14 protein-coding genes are annotated in these 13,666 nt (G+C 41.2%); 8 read left to right on the plus strand and 6 right to left on the minus strand.

Translation table 11 applies throughout. The annotated features are described in order from the left end of the window. The coding region (locus CAN34_RS10815; RefSeq protein ID WP_089555669.1) for a sodium:proton antiporter at positions 1-1,822 on the minus strand (1,822 nt) is incomplete at its 3' end. 764 nt (positions 1,823-2,586) lie between these two features. Here CAN34_RS10815 and CAN34_RS10820 point away from each other — a divergent pair. The 4 genes from CAN34_RS10820 to purC all read left to right on the plus strand — a co-directional run bounded on the left by CAN34_RS10820 (position 2,587) and on the right by purC (position 6,697). Then, positions 2,587-3,951 (plus strand): Do family serine endopeptidase, encoded by a 1,365-nt coding sequence (locus CAN34_RS10820; protein WP_254423169.1) that lies wholly within the window; start codon positions 2,587-2,589, stop codon positions 3,949-3,951. 545 nt (positions 3,952-4,496) lie between these two features. Beyond that, positions 4,497-5,402, plus strand: coding sequence for a 4-hydroxy-tetrahydrodipicolinate synthase (gene dapA, locus CAN34_RS10825; RefSeq protein WP_089555671.1), 906 nt, complete (start codon positions 4,497-4,499; stop codon positions 5,400-5,402). 124 nt (positions 5,403-5,526) lie between these two features. Beyond that, positions 5,527-5,847 carry a hypothetical protein gene (locus tag CAN34_RS10830; protein WP_254423166.1) on the plus strand — a complete coding sequence of 107 codons (321 nt, stop codon included), beginning with the start codon at positions 5,527-5,529 and terminating at the stop codon, positions 5,845-5,847. A 136-nt stretch (positions 5,848-5,983) separates the two neighbouring features. Next, the gene (purC, locus tag CAN34_RS10835; RefSeq protein WP_089555673.1) at positions 5,984-6,697 is read left to right on the plus strand and encodes a phosphoribosylaminoimidazolesuccinocarboxamide synthase; all 714 of its coding nucleotides are present in this window, start codon (positions 5,984-5,986) and stop codon (positions 6,695-6,697) included. 424 nt (positions 6,698-7,121) lie between these two features. Here the strand turns inward: purC and CAN34_RS10845 are convergent, their stop codons facing one another. Continuing rightward, positions 7,122-7,538 (minus strand): SRPBCC domain-containing protein, encoded by a 417-nt coding sequence (locus CAN34_RS10845; RefSeq protein WP_089555674.1) that lies wholly within the window; start codon positions 7,536-7,538, stop codon positions 7,122-7,124. A gap of 477 nt (positions 7,539-8,015) precedes the next feature. On the opposite strand from CAN34_RS10845, the gene CAN34_RS10850 reads away from it, so the two are divergent. Continuing rightward, positions 8,016-8,663: a DNA-3-methyladenine glycosylase gene (locus CAN34_RS10850; protein ID WP_089555675.1), complete on the plus strand. Its 648-nt coding sequence runs from the start codon at positions 8,016-8,018 to the stop codon at positions 8,661-8,663. 55 nt (positions 8,664-8,718) lie between these two features. Next, the gene (locus CAN34_RS10855; RefSeq protein WP_089555676.1) at positions 8,719-9,030 is read left to right on the plus strand and encodes an NGG1p interacting factor NIF3; all 312 of its coding nucleotides are present in this window, start codon (positions 8,719-8,721) and stop codon (positions 9,028-9,030) included. A 99-nt stretch (positions 9,031-9,129) separates the two neighbouring features. Here CAN34_RS10855 and CAN34_RS10860 read toward each other — a convergent pair whose 3' ends face one another. The 4 genes from CAN34_RS10860 to CAN34_RS10875 form a co-directional block, all read right to left on the minus strand. Then, positions 9,130-9,501 (minus strand): hypothetical protein, encoded by a 372-nt coding sequence (locus tag CAN34_RS10860; RefSeq protein WP_089555677.1) that lies wholly within the window; start codon positions 9,499-9,501, stop codon positions 9,130-9,132. Positions 9,502-9,722: 221 nt separating this feature from the next. After that, positions 9,723-10,079, minus strand: a complete 357-nt coding sequence (locus CAN34_RS10865; protein WP_089555678.1) for a hypothetical protein — start codon at positions 10,077-10,079, stop codon at positions 9,723-9,725. Positions 10,080-10,295: 216 nt separating this feature from the next. Beyond that, complete coding sequence (locus CAN34_RS10870; RefSeq protein ID WP_089555679.1) at positions 10,296-10,946, minus strand: PepSY domain-containing protein; 651 nt, start codon at positions 10,944-10,946, stop codon at positions 10,296-10,298. 900 nt (positions 10,947-11,846) lie between these two features. Beyond that, positions 11,847-12,050, minus strand: coding sequence for a CsbD family protein (locus CAN34_RS10875; protein WP_089555680.1), 204 nt, complete (start codon positions 12,048-12,050; stop codon positions 11,847-11,849). A gap of 493 nt (positions 12,051-12,543) precedes the next feature. Between CAN34_RS10875 and CAN34_RS14630 the strand changes: the two genes are divergently transcribed. Further along, the gene (locus CAN34_RS14630) at positions 12,544-12,726 is read left to right on the plus strand and encodes a hypothetical protein (protein WP_302476520.1); all 183 of its coding nucleotides are present in this window, start codon (positions 12,544-12,546) and stop codon (positions 12,724-12,726) included. A gap of 3 nt (positions 12,727-12,729) precedes the next feature. After that, positions 12,730-13,666, plus strand: a 937-nt coding sequence (locus CAN34_RS10880; protein WP_254423168.1) for a molybdopterin-dependent oxidoreductase, incomplete at its 3' end; no start/stop codon positions are given.

Here is a 13,666-nt window from a genome sequence, read left to right on the forward strand (position 1 = left end):
GGCGCGCTTGCTCTCGTTTTGGCGTCACATCGACCGGTTTTGGCTGTACTTCATCATCCACTACTAATGAGATAAGCTTACGATCACGCGGTACGGTACCATCGAATTTATCAGTAATGACGTGCAGCTTGCCTTCTTTGTCAACGGTATAGAGCGGCACGAATTGTTTATTATCGGCTTTATACTGCTCAAAGCTGTAGCTATCAGTGATATTGGTAATTTTAATACGGGCTTTTTTGGACAGCATACTGGCAAGCTTGGTATAAGTGGCATCATTGCCAAATAACCACTGCGAATGAAAGTTTGCTTGCTTGTCATCGCGTTCACTTTTAACTTTTTCATCGCTGAATTTGAGACGGTATAATTTGCGCTCACCAAATTCATGACGGTAATGAATCTCAGACAAGGTGTTCATCTCTTTATCCATACTCATGGCAAACAGACGACCGATACCGATAAGATCCAGATGATGATCGGCATGGTCAGAGACAGGATTGCCAAAGTAGGTACGCAGACCACTCATGCGCGCACTGGCGATATTGGTATAGTTATTATGGGCGACGATGACGTCGAAGCCCTGATCTTTTAAGGAAGTAGCGACTAACAGGGCGATTGGGTTTGAGCCTACGACCAAAATACCGTTGGTTTCAGGCTCACGCACACCCAAAAAGTTACCCACCATTTTCGCGCCCAAACCTTGAATCATTACGGTACCAATAATGACCAAAAATACCAAAGGTACGAGTAGCTCGACACCTTGTATATCATACTCTTGCAAGCGAATAGCAAACAGTGATGAGATAGCGGCTGCGACGATACCACGTGGACCAATCCAGCTGATCATCAGCTTTTCATTGGTTTTTAGGTTGGAGCCAATAGACGATGCCCAAACCGATAGGGGACGCGCGACAAACATTACAATGGCTAGTAGCACGATACCTGCAAAACCAACACTGAGCAGACTTTCAAGCTCAACACGAGCAGCAAGAATAATAAACAACACTGACACTAATAAGATGGTCAACGATTCATTAAACTCTAAAATCGTATCACGTGGGAATTTGGGCCAGTTAGCCAGCGCCACCCCAAGCACGGTGACGGTCAATAAGCCAGACTCGTGCTCTAAATGATTCGATATTGAAAATAATACCAAAACAAAAGACAGGGTGAAAACATTACGCAAAAATTCAGGGATCATATGCTTGCGCATTAAGAAGGCTAAAGCCCACGCGCCAGCCAAACCCATCACTGTTGCCAACACCACAATTTTGGCAAACAGCAAGATACTACTGGCTTCACCGCCCGAGATGATATATTCATAAACCAATACCACCGCAATCGCGCCGATAGGATCAATGATGATACCTTCCCATTTTAAGATGTTGGAGATGGTTTTATTGGGGCGCACACTGCGTAGTAGCGGCATAATAACCGTCGGACCGGTGACGCAAACCAGTGCCCCGAATAGTAAAGCGATAATAGGATCGACATCAAATAGCAAGTATGTCGAAAGCGCCACGATAGCAATCGTGATAAGGACGCCGACCGACACCAGCATCTGTACGACAGAGCCGTGTTGTTTAATCTCATCAAACTCTAAGGTCAGCGAGCCTTCAAACAAGATAATCGCCACGCCCAATGAGATAAAAGGGAACATCAGCTCACCCAATACTAAGTCAGGATCGAAAACCCCTAATACTGGTCCAACAATAATACCAATCAGTAATAAAAACAAAATGGACGGCTGCTTTAAATACCAAGCCAACCATTGGGCGGCAATGCCAATCCCAACCACGCCGGATAATAATAGGGCGGTATCCATAAATTAATCCTTTTATAATCTTGTCATATTCTATATCTATCAAAGCGCGACAGTTATTAGCATAATAACCTGCTATCAAAAAAACCTGCCACTAAAATAAGCGGTCAAAAACACCTGTAACCGCTGGGCGATAACCTATATCGCTACTATTAATCGCAGCATCAGTATCAATCGCACTATCGATCAAAGCATGAATCACAATATAAGTAAGATATGATATATCTACTATATCGCAGTAAAGACAAAAGCTTTGTCAGATTAATAAACATAATCTAGAAAGCAAAAGATGAAAAATAAGTGTGATGATGGCTAATGTAATAAAAATGACAGCATGTAAAATTAACTTTTGTTTACTGTAAGAGTTATTTGGCTTGTTATCATAACATGATTTTATTTTATGTATGTTAAGGCGGACTTTGAACAGACTTGCTGTTTTGTCGTGCATGCTCAGAGTAGGCGACTAGATTAACGCTGTTTATGATAGAAAAGATAAAGTTTTATACCATAAGTATAAAATGGACGGTAAACTAACAAACCACAGCAGAGTGCTATTTTGAGTGACTCTCTTTTATCTTGAACTGCTTATACAACATTGTTATCAATAACGGTCAGATCAAACCTGTTTATAACAGCGATTTATAACAACTATAAAAACCCATCATAGGGAGGATAATATGCTTATTAGTATCTCTAAACTACCTAACGCGCTTAATTTAGTGCGCTGTTTACAACATAGTGCGCTGGCAATTGCCGTTGCCACCACAATGGTTGCTGGTATCAATATAGCCACTATGCCGAGTGCGCAAGCGGCGGTTACCACGGCAGATTTCTCAGGTTTGGTACAGCAAGTCACCCCAGCGGTGGCACGCGTGAATGTGACCAAAACCGTTAGTGAGGCTGAGCTTGCTAAAGCCCAAACGGCTGAGCTGTTACGAAAATTCTTTGGTGATCGCTTGCGTATTCCCGATCAAGCAGCGACGCCTGCGATTGAACACGCCTATGGCACTGCCTTCTTTGTCACCGCAGATGGTTATATGTTGACCAATCACCATGTGGTCGCGGGCGCAGACAAAATCAGTGTCACGCTCAATGATAGAACGGAGCTGGATGCAACCTTAGTTGGCAGTGACGAGCGTTCGGATGTGGCGGTATTAAAGGTCACTGGTAGAAAATTCCCAGCGCTGCCGATTGGTGATTCTAATAGCTTAAAAGTGGGTGAGCCCGTACTGGCCATTGGATCACCATTTGGTTTTGATTATTCGGCATCTGCGGGCATTGTCAGCGCCAAATCACGCAACTTTTCGCGTGAAACCAGCGTGCCCTTTATTCAAACCGATGTGGCATTGAACCCTGGTAACTCAGGTGGCCCCTTATTTAATCAGCGCGGGGAAGTAATTGGTATCAACTCTCGTATCTTTAGTGGCACGGGCGGTTATATGGGGCTATCGTTTTCTATCCCAATTGATGCGGCGATGGATATTTACGAGCAGCTCAAAACCAATGGCGAGGTCGCGCGCGCCTATCTCGGCATTTACCCGCAAGATATCGATCGTAATCTGGCCGAAGCTTATAACTTAGCTCGTCCACAAGGAGCATTATTAACACGAGTCTCACCAGATTCACCGGCCCAAAAAGCAGGGCTAAAATCAGGGGATATTATTTTACAATACAATGATATTCAGATTATGGAAGCATCAGATGTATTGAACCTCATTAATCGGGCACGTCCAGATGATACATTTCGCGTACAGATTCAGCGTGATGGTAAGCAATCTATAATCACCGGCAAGCTCAGTAACGCATCGAGCGATATGCAAGCACAAAATAGTACTCAGAAAAATAACGAAATAAGCTTGGGACTGGCACTGCGCAATTTGACCCCAGAGGAGAAAGTAGAGCTGGCATCTGATAATAAAACCGGTGTATTGGTTACCGCGATTGAGCCAACAGGATTGGCTGCACGCTCCGGCATACTGGCGGGTGACGTTATTACCAATCTGCATCAAAAACCCATCAAAGCGGTCAATGATTTTTCTAGTGCCGTTTCATTACTACCTAAAAAGGGCGTGGTGACTATTGAGATTATGCGTCAAGGTATTCCGGGTATTATCGGTTTGCGGATTGAGTAGGATTGGATAGTTGATACTATTACTGCTATCAATCACTTCTATCAGTGCTGGCTCAATAATTTATTTGCTTGTATCGTCCAACTATCGATGTGTTGACGATTCGTTAAAATGCCTTAAAAGGTTTTATCGGTGCTTAGTAATTACGCTAAACTAACTGTTCAGTCTAAAAGCTTTAAACGATTAACTTTGTATTCAATATTTATTGATAGCTGATACTAAAACTAATAGGCATTTTTTCGTCAGACACATCGATTAGGCATTAATTGATTGATAGCGGTTAAGCCAAAATATGCTACACTAGCAGGCGTTTTTATTGCTATCTATCTGTTGGATTTACAGCGGATAAAAACAGCGTTAATAACGTTATGATATATATAAATACTCAGTATTAACATCAAGCAAGATCTTGCCATTGGCGTTTATGAGCACGCATAGTATTCGCGCGGACATAGATATAAGCAGTAAGCATCGAACATTGGCACTTGCAAACGACTTATCATGTGATAGCTTTGATAAAAGCTAAGATAATATAGTAAGGCACGGTTATGAGCACAGCATACGACGAGATCAAAACCCAACTACAAGGCTCAATGGTAGCCTTGATAACGCCCATGCATCCTGACGGCACGGTCGATTATAAACGTCTGGCAGACCTCATAGATTGGCAAATTGAACAAGGCACTCATTGCCTCGTCGCCGTCGGTACGACTGGCGAATCCGCGACATTGTCAATGCAAGAACATAGCGATGTGATTCGCTATTTTGTGCAGCATGTCAAAGGTCGCGTGCCAGTGATTGCTGGTACAGGCGCGAACAATACCATGGAAGCGATCAAGCTGACCAGAGATGCTAAAGAAGCGGGTGCAGACTGCGCATTATTGGTTGCTCCTTATTATAATAAACCGCCACAAGAAGGTTTATATCAACATTATAAAGCCATCGCTGAGGCGGTGGATATGCCGCAGATGCTTTATAACGTGCCGGGACGTACGGTCGTTGATATCGCGCAAGAAACCGTTGAACGCTTAGCTGATATCGATAATATCATTGCGATTAAAGATGCGACAGGTTCGGTTACTCGCGGTGAGCAATTAATTAAAGCCGTTGGTGATAGACTTATCGTCTTATCTGGTGATGATGGCACAGCGCTTGAATTGATGAAAGTTGGTGGCAAAGGTAATATTTCTGTGACTGCCAACGTTGCCCCAAAAGCGATGAGCGAAACTTTTACAGCAGCCTTACGCGGTGATTTTGACGCGGCTAACAAAGCACATGATGTTGTGAAGCACTTACATCGTGATTTATTTATTGAATCCAGTCCTATCCCAGCGAAGTACGCCCTGCATAAAATGGGTATGATAGATACTGGTATTCGCTTGCCACTCGTATGGCTGGCTGAACAACATCATGCAACGATTGATACCGCCCTGGTTCGCGCAAACCTATTATAAAAATTAAGCTTATAAATGCTAAGTCTGTTATTCATGACATCGGTTTAGCAACCGTTTATAAGATTTTGTAAAACGATAAGCTGATTGTCTACATAGGCAACGATTGCTAACTCAGAGAGATAATATGATGAAAGTATCATCAACGACAGTCAAAATATTCCCTGCTATGATGACCTTGATTTTGGGTAGCACCTTAGTATTAAGCGGCTGCCAAGCGACAAAAGAATTGATTGGCAAGCGTGATAACGGTAGCTTAGAATATCAGCAAAGCAAAAAACTTACGCCAATAGAGCTACCTGTTGCGCAAGAAACTGCACCGTTTGTACCGCTATACCCCACACCTAATGCGGGTGCAAGTACACTCAAATTACAGAATGAGTCGGGTAAACAGTATCAATTGCCTAAACCTCAACGTAGTTTGGCTGCGGTTGAAGCATCAGAGTAGGCCCCTTTTTCATCCCTATCTATACCGCTGATTTTTTATTAGTGTTAGCTCTATTTGGTTAACACGGTAATATAAAACTCTTAGCGGTCGCTGCGCGTTTTTACCACATAAGCTTGAACGAACAGGAATCCCCATAATGCAAAAGCAAGAACTGCTGTATAAAGGCAAAGCCAAATCTGTTTATGAAACAGAAGACAATGACCTACTGATTTTACATTTCCGTGATGATACCTCAGCGCTTGATGGTAAGCGTATCGAACAATTAGCACGCAAAGGCGTGGTAAATAACCGATTCAATGCTTTTATCATGCAAAAACTGGCTGACGCTGGCATCGAAACACATTTTGAAAAGCAATTGTCTGAAGACGAAGTGTTGGTCAAGCGTTTGGATATGATTCCGGTTGAGTGCGTTGTGCGTAACTTTGCTGCGGGCAGTTTGGTTCGTCGTTTAGGTTTAGAAGAAGGTTTAGCTTTGACGCCGCCTACTTATGAGCTGTTCTATAAAGATGATGCGCTTGGTGACCCGATGGTAAATGAGTCGATTTCTGTGTCTCTTGGTTGGGCAACTGACGCTCAACTGGCGAAAATGGAAGAGCTGAGCCATCAAGTAAATGAAGTGTTAACAGCTCTGTTTGATGCAGGCGATTTGATACTGGTAGACTTCAAACTAGAGTTCGGCGTATTCCATGACCGTATCGTTTTAGGTGATGAGTTTTCACCGGATGGTTGCCGTATTTGGGATAAAGTTACCAAGAAAAAACTGGATAAAGACCGTTTCCGTCAGTCATTAGGCGACGTGATTGAAGGCTATGAAGAAGTGGCAAAACGTATTGGTGTGCCATTAAGTTAAGTGCTTGATAAAGATTTAAGAAAATAAAAAACTGAGCCACGTGCTCAGTTTTTTTATGGCTATAAGATAAAGCTATTACCTAATGATAAGGTATAAAAGGCACCTAAAGTACGGGTAATTTCTTATACTAATTTCGATTCCCTATACAGGCATCGAACTAATAGTCTTAGATACGACTTTAATGGCTATGAAATCGATAGGACGGATGATTCCCATTAAGCTATTTGATTGAAATCTCCCAAGTTAGTTTCTGCAAGATTGTCAGCATAGCTCAGACTCTAAAGAGTGGGAGTTTAAGATGGTTAATCGACTAAGAAAGGATGCATCACAGTTTAGTAAGCGCCCAATTAGAGAGTATCTAGAATATTCAGTCACGATTATATTGAAGCTTAGTGGGCTTCGTGTCTCGCGGATTATTAGCCGGTCAAATATTATGCTTTGCGGCTACATACCTTCCAAAATTGTCTAGCACACCCTGCCAATCTGCCCGCTCCTCGTTGCTGGGGATCGTCGGATCAGCGTTAAACGTCTGTCGGACGATAGTGTCAGTGCCGTTTTCGGAAAAATTCACGCGGATAAGGCGGTCATCATCCATCTGCCGCCATTCGATCAGACGGTTTGTTTCTACTTGCGTGTAGATAGCGGCAAAATCGAAACCTGACTTACCAACTTTAGACTCGATGCGCAGTTCTAACAAGCCACCAACCTTCAAGTCGTTCGATGCCGTGATTGTATGCCATTCGCCGCAAGAGTCCCATTGTAGGATGTCATTCGGATCATTGAAAGCGTGCCAAACAACATCGATCGGCGCAGGAATTTTGGTTTCAGTAATGATTTTCATGAGTTAGAACGCCACGGTGCGAGTAAAGTTTTTTATCTTCCTAGATTGTTAAATTCTAAAAAGTAAGGTGTGTTGTTGTATTCTCTCAAAATGTTGAGCTTCCGACAATCTTAGGGCGGTTTAGTCTTATAAACGTGTTAAATAGGTTATACCCTAATGGAATCACCTATTTATACCTCTTAATCAATTAAAAGACCACTCAAAATAGACCTGTTTAATAGAACTACTTATAACAGACTATTAAGCTTTGTGCGTGTGCTTACTGCTCATGAAACCTCATAATAATTTACCCCCTGACTATACTTATTTATGGCTGCCCTTAAGCTTGAGCGTGACCATTTCAGGCATTCGTTCTCTCATTTAAATTTCTTATACAGCCATCAAACACAGCGCAAACACTGTCCTAGATACCGCATGTTATTTTTATGCTAACTTATTAGCTGTTAAGAATATAAAAATAATAAAAGGTTGTCATCAATGCTAACGCCTGAACTGCCCACGACTCAGTCTACTATTTTAGAGCCATCGTGGTTTACCCGCCCAACTTGCGTGGTCGCTGCTGACTTAATTGGCAAAATTTTGTGCCGACAGCTGACAGATAGCGACGGTAAGCAAAAAATATTGCGGATGCGTATCTCAGAAACGGAAGCTTATATTGGTGAAGATGATGCCGCGTGTCATGCGCATGCAGGCACACGCACGCCACGCACAGAGGTTATGTACAGTCAAGGCGGTGTATTTTATGTATATCTTACCTATGGCATTCATCATATGCTCAACTTAGTCAGCGGACCGATTGAGTCGCCAGAAGCTGTTCTAATACGTGCTGGATTTTTAACAGACGATAGTGACCGCTTGATTGAAGAGCAATTAATAGGATCAACCAAGCAATTAAATCATATTAAACAGCTAGCAGGTCCTGGAAAGCTGACGAAGGGCTTACAAATAGATCGAGCATTATACGGCAAACCTATTATTCCGGCCTCAAAAGTCTGGGTCGAAGATGATGGTTGTCAGCCACCAGTGTCACTGCGTCCACGCATCGGTATCGATTACGCTGGCGAGGCGAAAGATTGGTTACTGCGCTATATATGGACCGACCATCCTTCTCTATCGAAAAAATAGCTGCTTTTATGATTTTCTTTGATTCAATTTTAAAGATACTTGATGAGGTTAATATATGTATAAACTCACCGTTTTCATTCCAGAAGAAGCGTTAGAGCAGGTAAAATCAGCGTTGTTTGCTGCGGGCGCTGGGAAGATTGGCAATTATCAACAGTGCTGCTGGCAAGTGCAGGGGGTAGGGCAGTTTATGCCATTGAAGGACAGTAAGCCACATATTGGGACGCATGATAGTTTGGAGATTGTCAGTGAGTGGCGGGTAGAGATGGTGGTTGCTACTGCCAATATTGATAACGTCGTCCACGCATTAAAGCAGGCGCATCCTTATGAAACGCCTGCCTACGATGTGATTGACGTACTGGATTTTTAAAAGAAGCTTTTTAACATGTATTTTTAACAGTGGCTCGGCTTTGAACCGAAGTGCCACCTTTAAAATCGCTCAAACCTTTTACCCTAAAAAGCCAGACTATTAGTCTTCTTTTATTTTAATCACGTTATAGCTTGGATAAGCAAGTTCGATTTTATAGTCTTCACCACCACGTCGGGCTTTCACTTTTATTTTGCTGTCGCCTTTTTTATATTTGACGTCTTCAACACGGTAGCCCATGTTACTTACTTTATTAGCCGCCTTTTGCTCAATAGCGGGACGATAAAGATCGTTATCAATGGCCTTGATCGTTTTCTTGTGTTTCTTATAGACGCTACTGTCTTTATAAATATCTTCGTAGAGGTCGCCATAAGCGTTGTAGCCAGGAGCGGTGACACAGCCCGTCGTTATCGTCAATAGCATGGCTGCTATACTGGTCGCGGCGGTGGTTTTTAATAGAGATTTATGGTTCATAATGTAGACTCCTCATTGTCTGTACTCATTGTTCATATCAAGCCATCATTAACATCAAAGGTTTAGTTAAATGTTTTTAAAATACGTCTTAGCAGATATTAAGCCACATTAAACGTCATCAATCTTATAATAGCCGAGTTCAATTTTATAATCTTGGCTGCTAAACGCCTAGCCGTTAGGCCATATATTTCCTTTTTTATGACGTCTCCAAGAGTTTTATTCTATTTATAATGGTAATTGTTATTATTATAACGACCGTTATTATTGTATCGGCCCTTATTGTTTTTATGACTACCGTTCTTTTTGTATCGACCTTTATTATTTTTATAATGACCGTTTTTATTATTGTAGCGATTATTGTTGTTACTATAATGACCGTTATTATTATAATTGCCTTGATTATAACGGCCGTTATTTTTATAGAGCACGTTGCCGTGATTATTACCTTGCTGACGATGGACTTTCTGATTATCGTAGCTTGGTGTCACAGTGGTACAAGCAACGGTGGTGCCCAATAAGGCAACCACAAAACCAGCAGAAAAAACGGTTTTTAGCGTTGAGAAAGTAAAGATTTTCATAATAAGCGTTCCTATTATATTGTTAATATTTCATTCATTATGGTGACTATACAGATACTCGATAATGAAGTGCTATCATAAAAAATGGTCAGATAAACCAAGGGCTGGTTTATCTGACCAAAGGCATCAAATGGTTAACGATGCCAAAATTTTATCTGTTGCCTAAAAGAGTACAATTAACAAAGGTTAGGGTTGTTAATGTTAGTCTTTGTAATATCAGTCTTTTTCGATCTTAATAACATTTAGGTTTGGATAGCCAAGTAAAATATCATATTCTTGTGAGCCGCGTTTGGCTTCAATCTCAAAAACGCCGCGATTGTTCTTTTCTTCAAGCTCTATATCTTTGACCCGATAGCCCATTCCTTCTACTTTTCTAATGGCGCGCTGTTTAATCGCTGGGTAACGCGCTTCTTTCTTAATTCTGTCTTCGACATCATCATTTTTATAACGATTGTTATTATTATATTTACCGCTGTTATGGTGTTTACCATTGTAGCCATTGTTTTTATCTTGCCAGATATTAGACCAAGCTTTTTTGTTCGAACTAATGAGTCTTAGATCTGGAGAAGTGTATTTAAGCTCATACGCTTGATTATTCTTTTTGGCAAATGCGGTAAGCACACGATTGCCACGATTACTATCAGACCTGATGTCCATTACTTGATAGCCTTGACGACGTAAGTCTTTACGCAGCTGTTGGATAGCACGATTGTTTTCAGCATTCGAATAGCCACTATTATCATTGTATATCGGATAATTATCATAACCCGAACCTGCCACGGCACAGCCAGCAGTTGCTCCTATTAGAGTAAGTGCAAGACCTGCAGACAGGGCTGTTTTAAATGAGAAAGGTTTAAGCGTTTTCACGATGGAATCTCCTATGATATGAATTAACTGAATAATGTATTGGTCTTTCAATGTTTGATACTGAATAACGCTTAACAATCATGAATAATGCTAAAGCAATTATTATAGGTTATCGATGTTTGTTCTTTTTTTTAATTTTTTTGAAATGTTTTCTTACATGTACATAGTAAGACCTAAAACTCATTACCACATGTCATTGGTGTTAATAAGTTGTAAATTTTGCAAATAATTGCGTAAGCATTCGATACTTTGAGTCACCAAGGTGTTGTTAATCATAACAAACATCGCTAACACTTTTAAAATTCAGATTATTTTGATGGTACTCCGATAATAGGGTATTATGATAAAGATATAATTATCATAAGGTTATGGAGTTATTGGCAATCGGTTTTAAGTTGACGTAAGCATATGCTTACATGCAAAGACGCTTACGCGACTTAACAGTAGGCTAATAATTTGACACTATACACACACGGCATAAGGGAATGTGACTCAAGGATTGAGTTAACCGTATTAAGGATAATACTTCAATCACTAGCATCAGGATGATAACAGCGATTGGAATAAGGACACATAACCCGTGTTGAAGGCAGTTAATGCCAATACTAGTAAGAAAAAATGGGCAGGATGCCCGACTGTCACAATATACTCAATATCTTGCAAGGATGCAGTGATTAGAGTCGTGATGGGTAACATGGATAGTTAACAATAAAGCCGCATAGCAATTCGTTGCTATGCGGCTTTATTGTGTCTGGGCTTTGCACTTTATCTTCCATCACCTATATCTTTCATAAACGCTCACTAATAAATAAAGTATAAAAAAACCGCATTAAAACTAATGCGGTTTTCTGTTTAAACAATTAACTTATAAAAATGATGGTTTATAAAAGTTATTATTTATTAGTATTTGTTTTCAACACGCCATGCATCAACTTCGCGTTCGGCGTCTTCTTTACTATGACCATAACGCTCTTGCACTTTACCGACTAGCTTGTCACGGCTACCTTCGACATGTAATAAGTCATCATCAGTAAGATCAGCCCATTTTTGCTTTACTGAACCTTTCATCTGTTTCCATTCGCCTTTCAGGGTATGTTCGTTCATTGATATATTCCTTATTCTAGTTATTGCGTTTTTTACACCACCTTTTCTTTAGAAAACTAATCTTTAGGAGACTAAGTCAATAGGGTGTATAACGCTTTGATATCCAAGTTATTATTTATGATTCTTATTGCTTACTCTGTACTTTTTTTAAGTACCTTGCTTCTAGCGTTCTAAATACTTCACAATCAGCCAATAGCTAACTTGTGATACCAATATATGAATTTCAAAACACTTTGTCTGTATGGACAATGTTTTTACTGTTACTCGATTATGATAAAAGCCATGACTATGTTATGGGCAGTAGCATTGTGTAATAGTCAGGGCGTTTTATCAGCGTTGTACGTAACTCACGCGCGTAACTACCGTACACACATTTGACTATGAGTTAGAGTGCCAGCGAGATATAGTAGAGAATAGGCTGTCAGCAAATAAAGTCTTAAAAAGGAATTTATCATCGATCTATTGAGAATGATAATATAAAACAACAGGGAGCGTGACCACGAGCAGTAGACAGACTAAAACCCGTGAACTAACATATTCGAGAACCTGCAATTTATGCGAAGCGATGTGCGGTATTGTCATCAAGCACGATGGTGAAAAAGTCTTGTCCATTAAAGGTGATAAAGACGATCCTTTTTCTAAGGGCTATATTTGCCCAAAAGCAACTGCCTTGTAAGATTTGCATGAAGATCCTGATCGCCTGCGCCACCCTGTTGAAAGAACGGCCAATGGCTGGAAAGAAATAAGCTGGCCTGACGCGCTTGCTAAAGTCGCCAAAGGTATTCAAACGGTGCAAAAGCAATACGGACAAAATGCCCTTGGTATTTATCTGGGAAATCCGAATGTGCATAACATGGGCGGCATGCTGACCATTAAACATCTATTAAGTAGTCTGAAAACCCGCAGTCGTTTCTCTGCGACTTCCGTCGATCAATTACCGCATCATATCGTTAGCATGCATTTATTTGGCCATATGCTGCGCATTCCTGTGCCTGATGCCAATCGTACGCAGTATATACTCATCATCGGTGGCAATCCGCTGGCGTCTAACGGCAGCATTATGACTGCACCGAATATGCGCCAAAAATTAAAAGATATAAAAGCACGCGATGGTAAGGTGGTAGTCATTGATCCAAGGCGTACAGAAACAGCCGATATCGCCAGTGAACACCATTTTATTCGCCCAGCGACCGATGTGTTGTTATTGTTAGCGATGCTCAATGAGATATATGTGCAAGGCTATGCCAAGAAAGCACAGATCAATAATAGAGCCGTAGCACTTGCGCCAGAGATTGAGCGACTGGCAGATTTTACCAAAGATTATAGCGCAGAGTCAGTTGCCGATATTACCGGTATAACCGCAATCGAAATCAAGCACTTAGTAAAAGAGTTCTGTGAAGCACAAAGTTCGGTCTGTTATGGTCGTATGGGCGTATCTGTACAAGAATTTGGCTTATTGAGTCAATATCTGGTTATGGTGATTAACATTGTTACCGGTCGTTTGGATGAGTTTGGCGGCTTGATGTTCCCAAATCCTGCGCTCGATATGGTGCATAATTCTGGCCCAGGCTATTTAGGTAAACTCCATAGCCATGTGGGTAAGCAACCTGATTTTA

The sequence above is a fragment of the Psychrobacter sp. DAB_AL32B genome, from assembly GCF_002224105.1.
In the GTDB taxonomy this organism is placed as follows: domain Bacteria; phylum Pseudomonadota; class Gammaproteobacteria; order Pseudomonadales; family Moraxellaceae; genus Psychrobacter.

What these genes read in the sequence shown, in the direction of transcription:
- CAN34_RS10855 (WP_089555676.1), top strand. Translation starts at nt 8,719, where the DNA reads ATGTATAAACTCACCGTTTTCATTCCAGAAGAAGCGTTAGAGCAGGTA.
- CAN34_RS10850 (WP_089555675.1), top strand. Translation starts at nt 8,016, where the DNA reads ATGCTAACGCCTGAACTGCCCACGACTCAGTCTACTATTTTAGAGCCA.
- CAN34_RS10860 (WP_089555677.1), bottom strand. Translation starts at nt 9,501, where the DNA reads ATGAACCATAAATCTCTATTAAAAACCACCGCCGCGACCAGTATAGCA.
- purC (WP_089555673.1), top strand. Translation starts at nt 5,984, where the DNA reads ATGCAAAAGCAAGAACTGCTGTATAAAGGCAAAGCCAAATCTGTTTAT.
- dapA (WP_089555671.1), top strand. Translation starts at nt 4,497, where the DNA reads ATGAGCACAGCATACGACGAGATCAAAACCCAACTACAAGGCTCAATG.
- CAN34_RS10845 (WP_089555674.1), bottom strand. Translation starts at nt 7,538, where the DNA reads ATGAAAATCATTACTGAAACCAAAATTCCTGCGCCGATCGATGTTGTT.
- CAN34_RS10865 (WP_089555678.1), bottom strand. Translation starts at nt 10,079, where the DNA reads ATGAAAATCTTTACTTTCTCAACGCTAAAAACCGTTTTTTCTGCTGGT.
- CAN34_RS10820 (WP_254423169.1), top strand. Translation starts at nt 2,587, where the DNA reads ATGGTTGCTGGTATCAATATAGCCACTATGCCGAGTGCGCAAGCGGCG.
- CAN34_RS10830 (WP_254423166.1), top strand. Translation starts at nt 5,527, where the DNA reads ATGATGAAAGTATCATCAACGACAGTCAAAATATTCCCTGCTATGATG.
- CAN34_RS10875 (WP_089555680.1), bottom strand. Translation starts at nt 12,050, where the DNA reads ATGAACGAACATACCCTGAAAGGCGAATGGAAACAGATGAAAGGTTCA.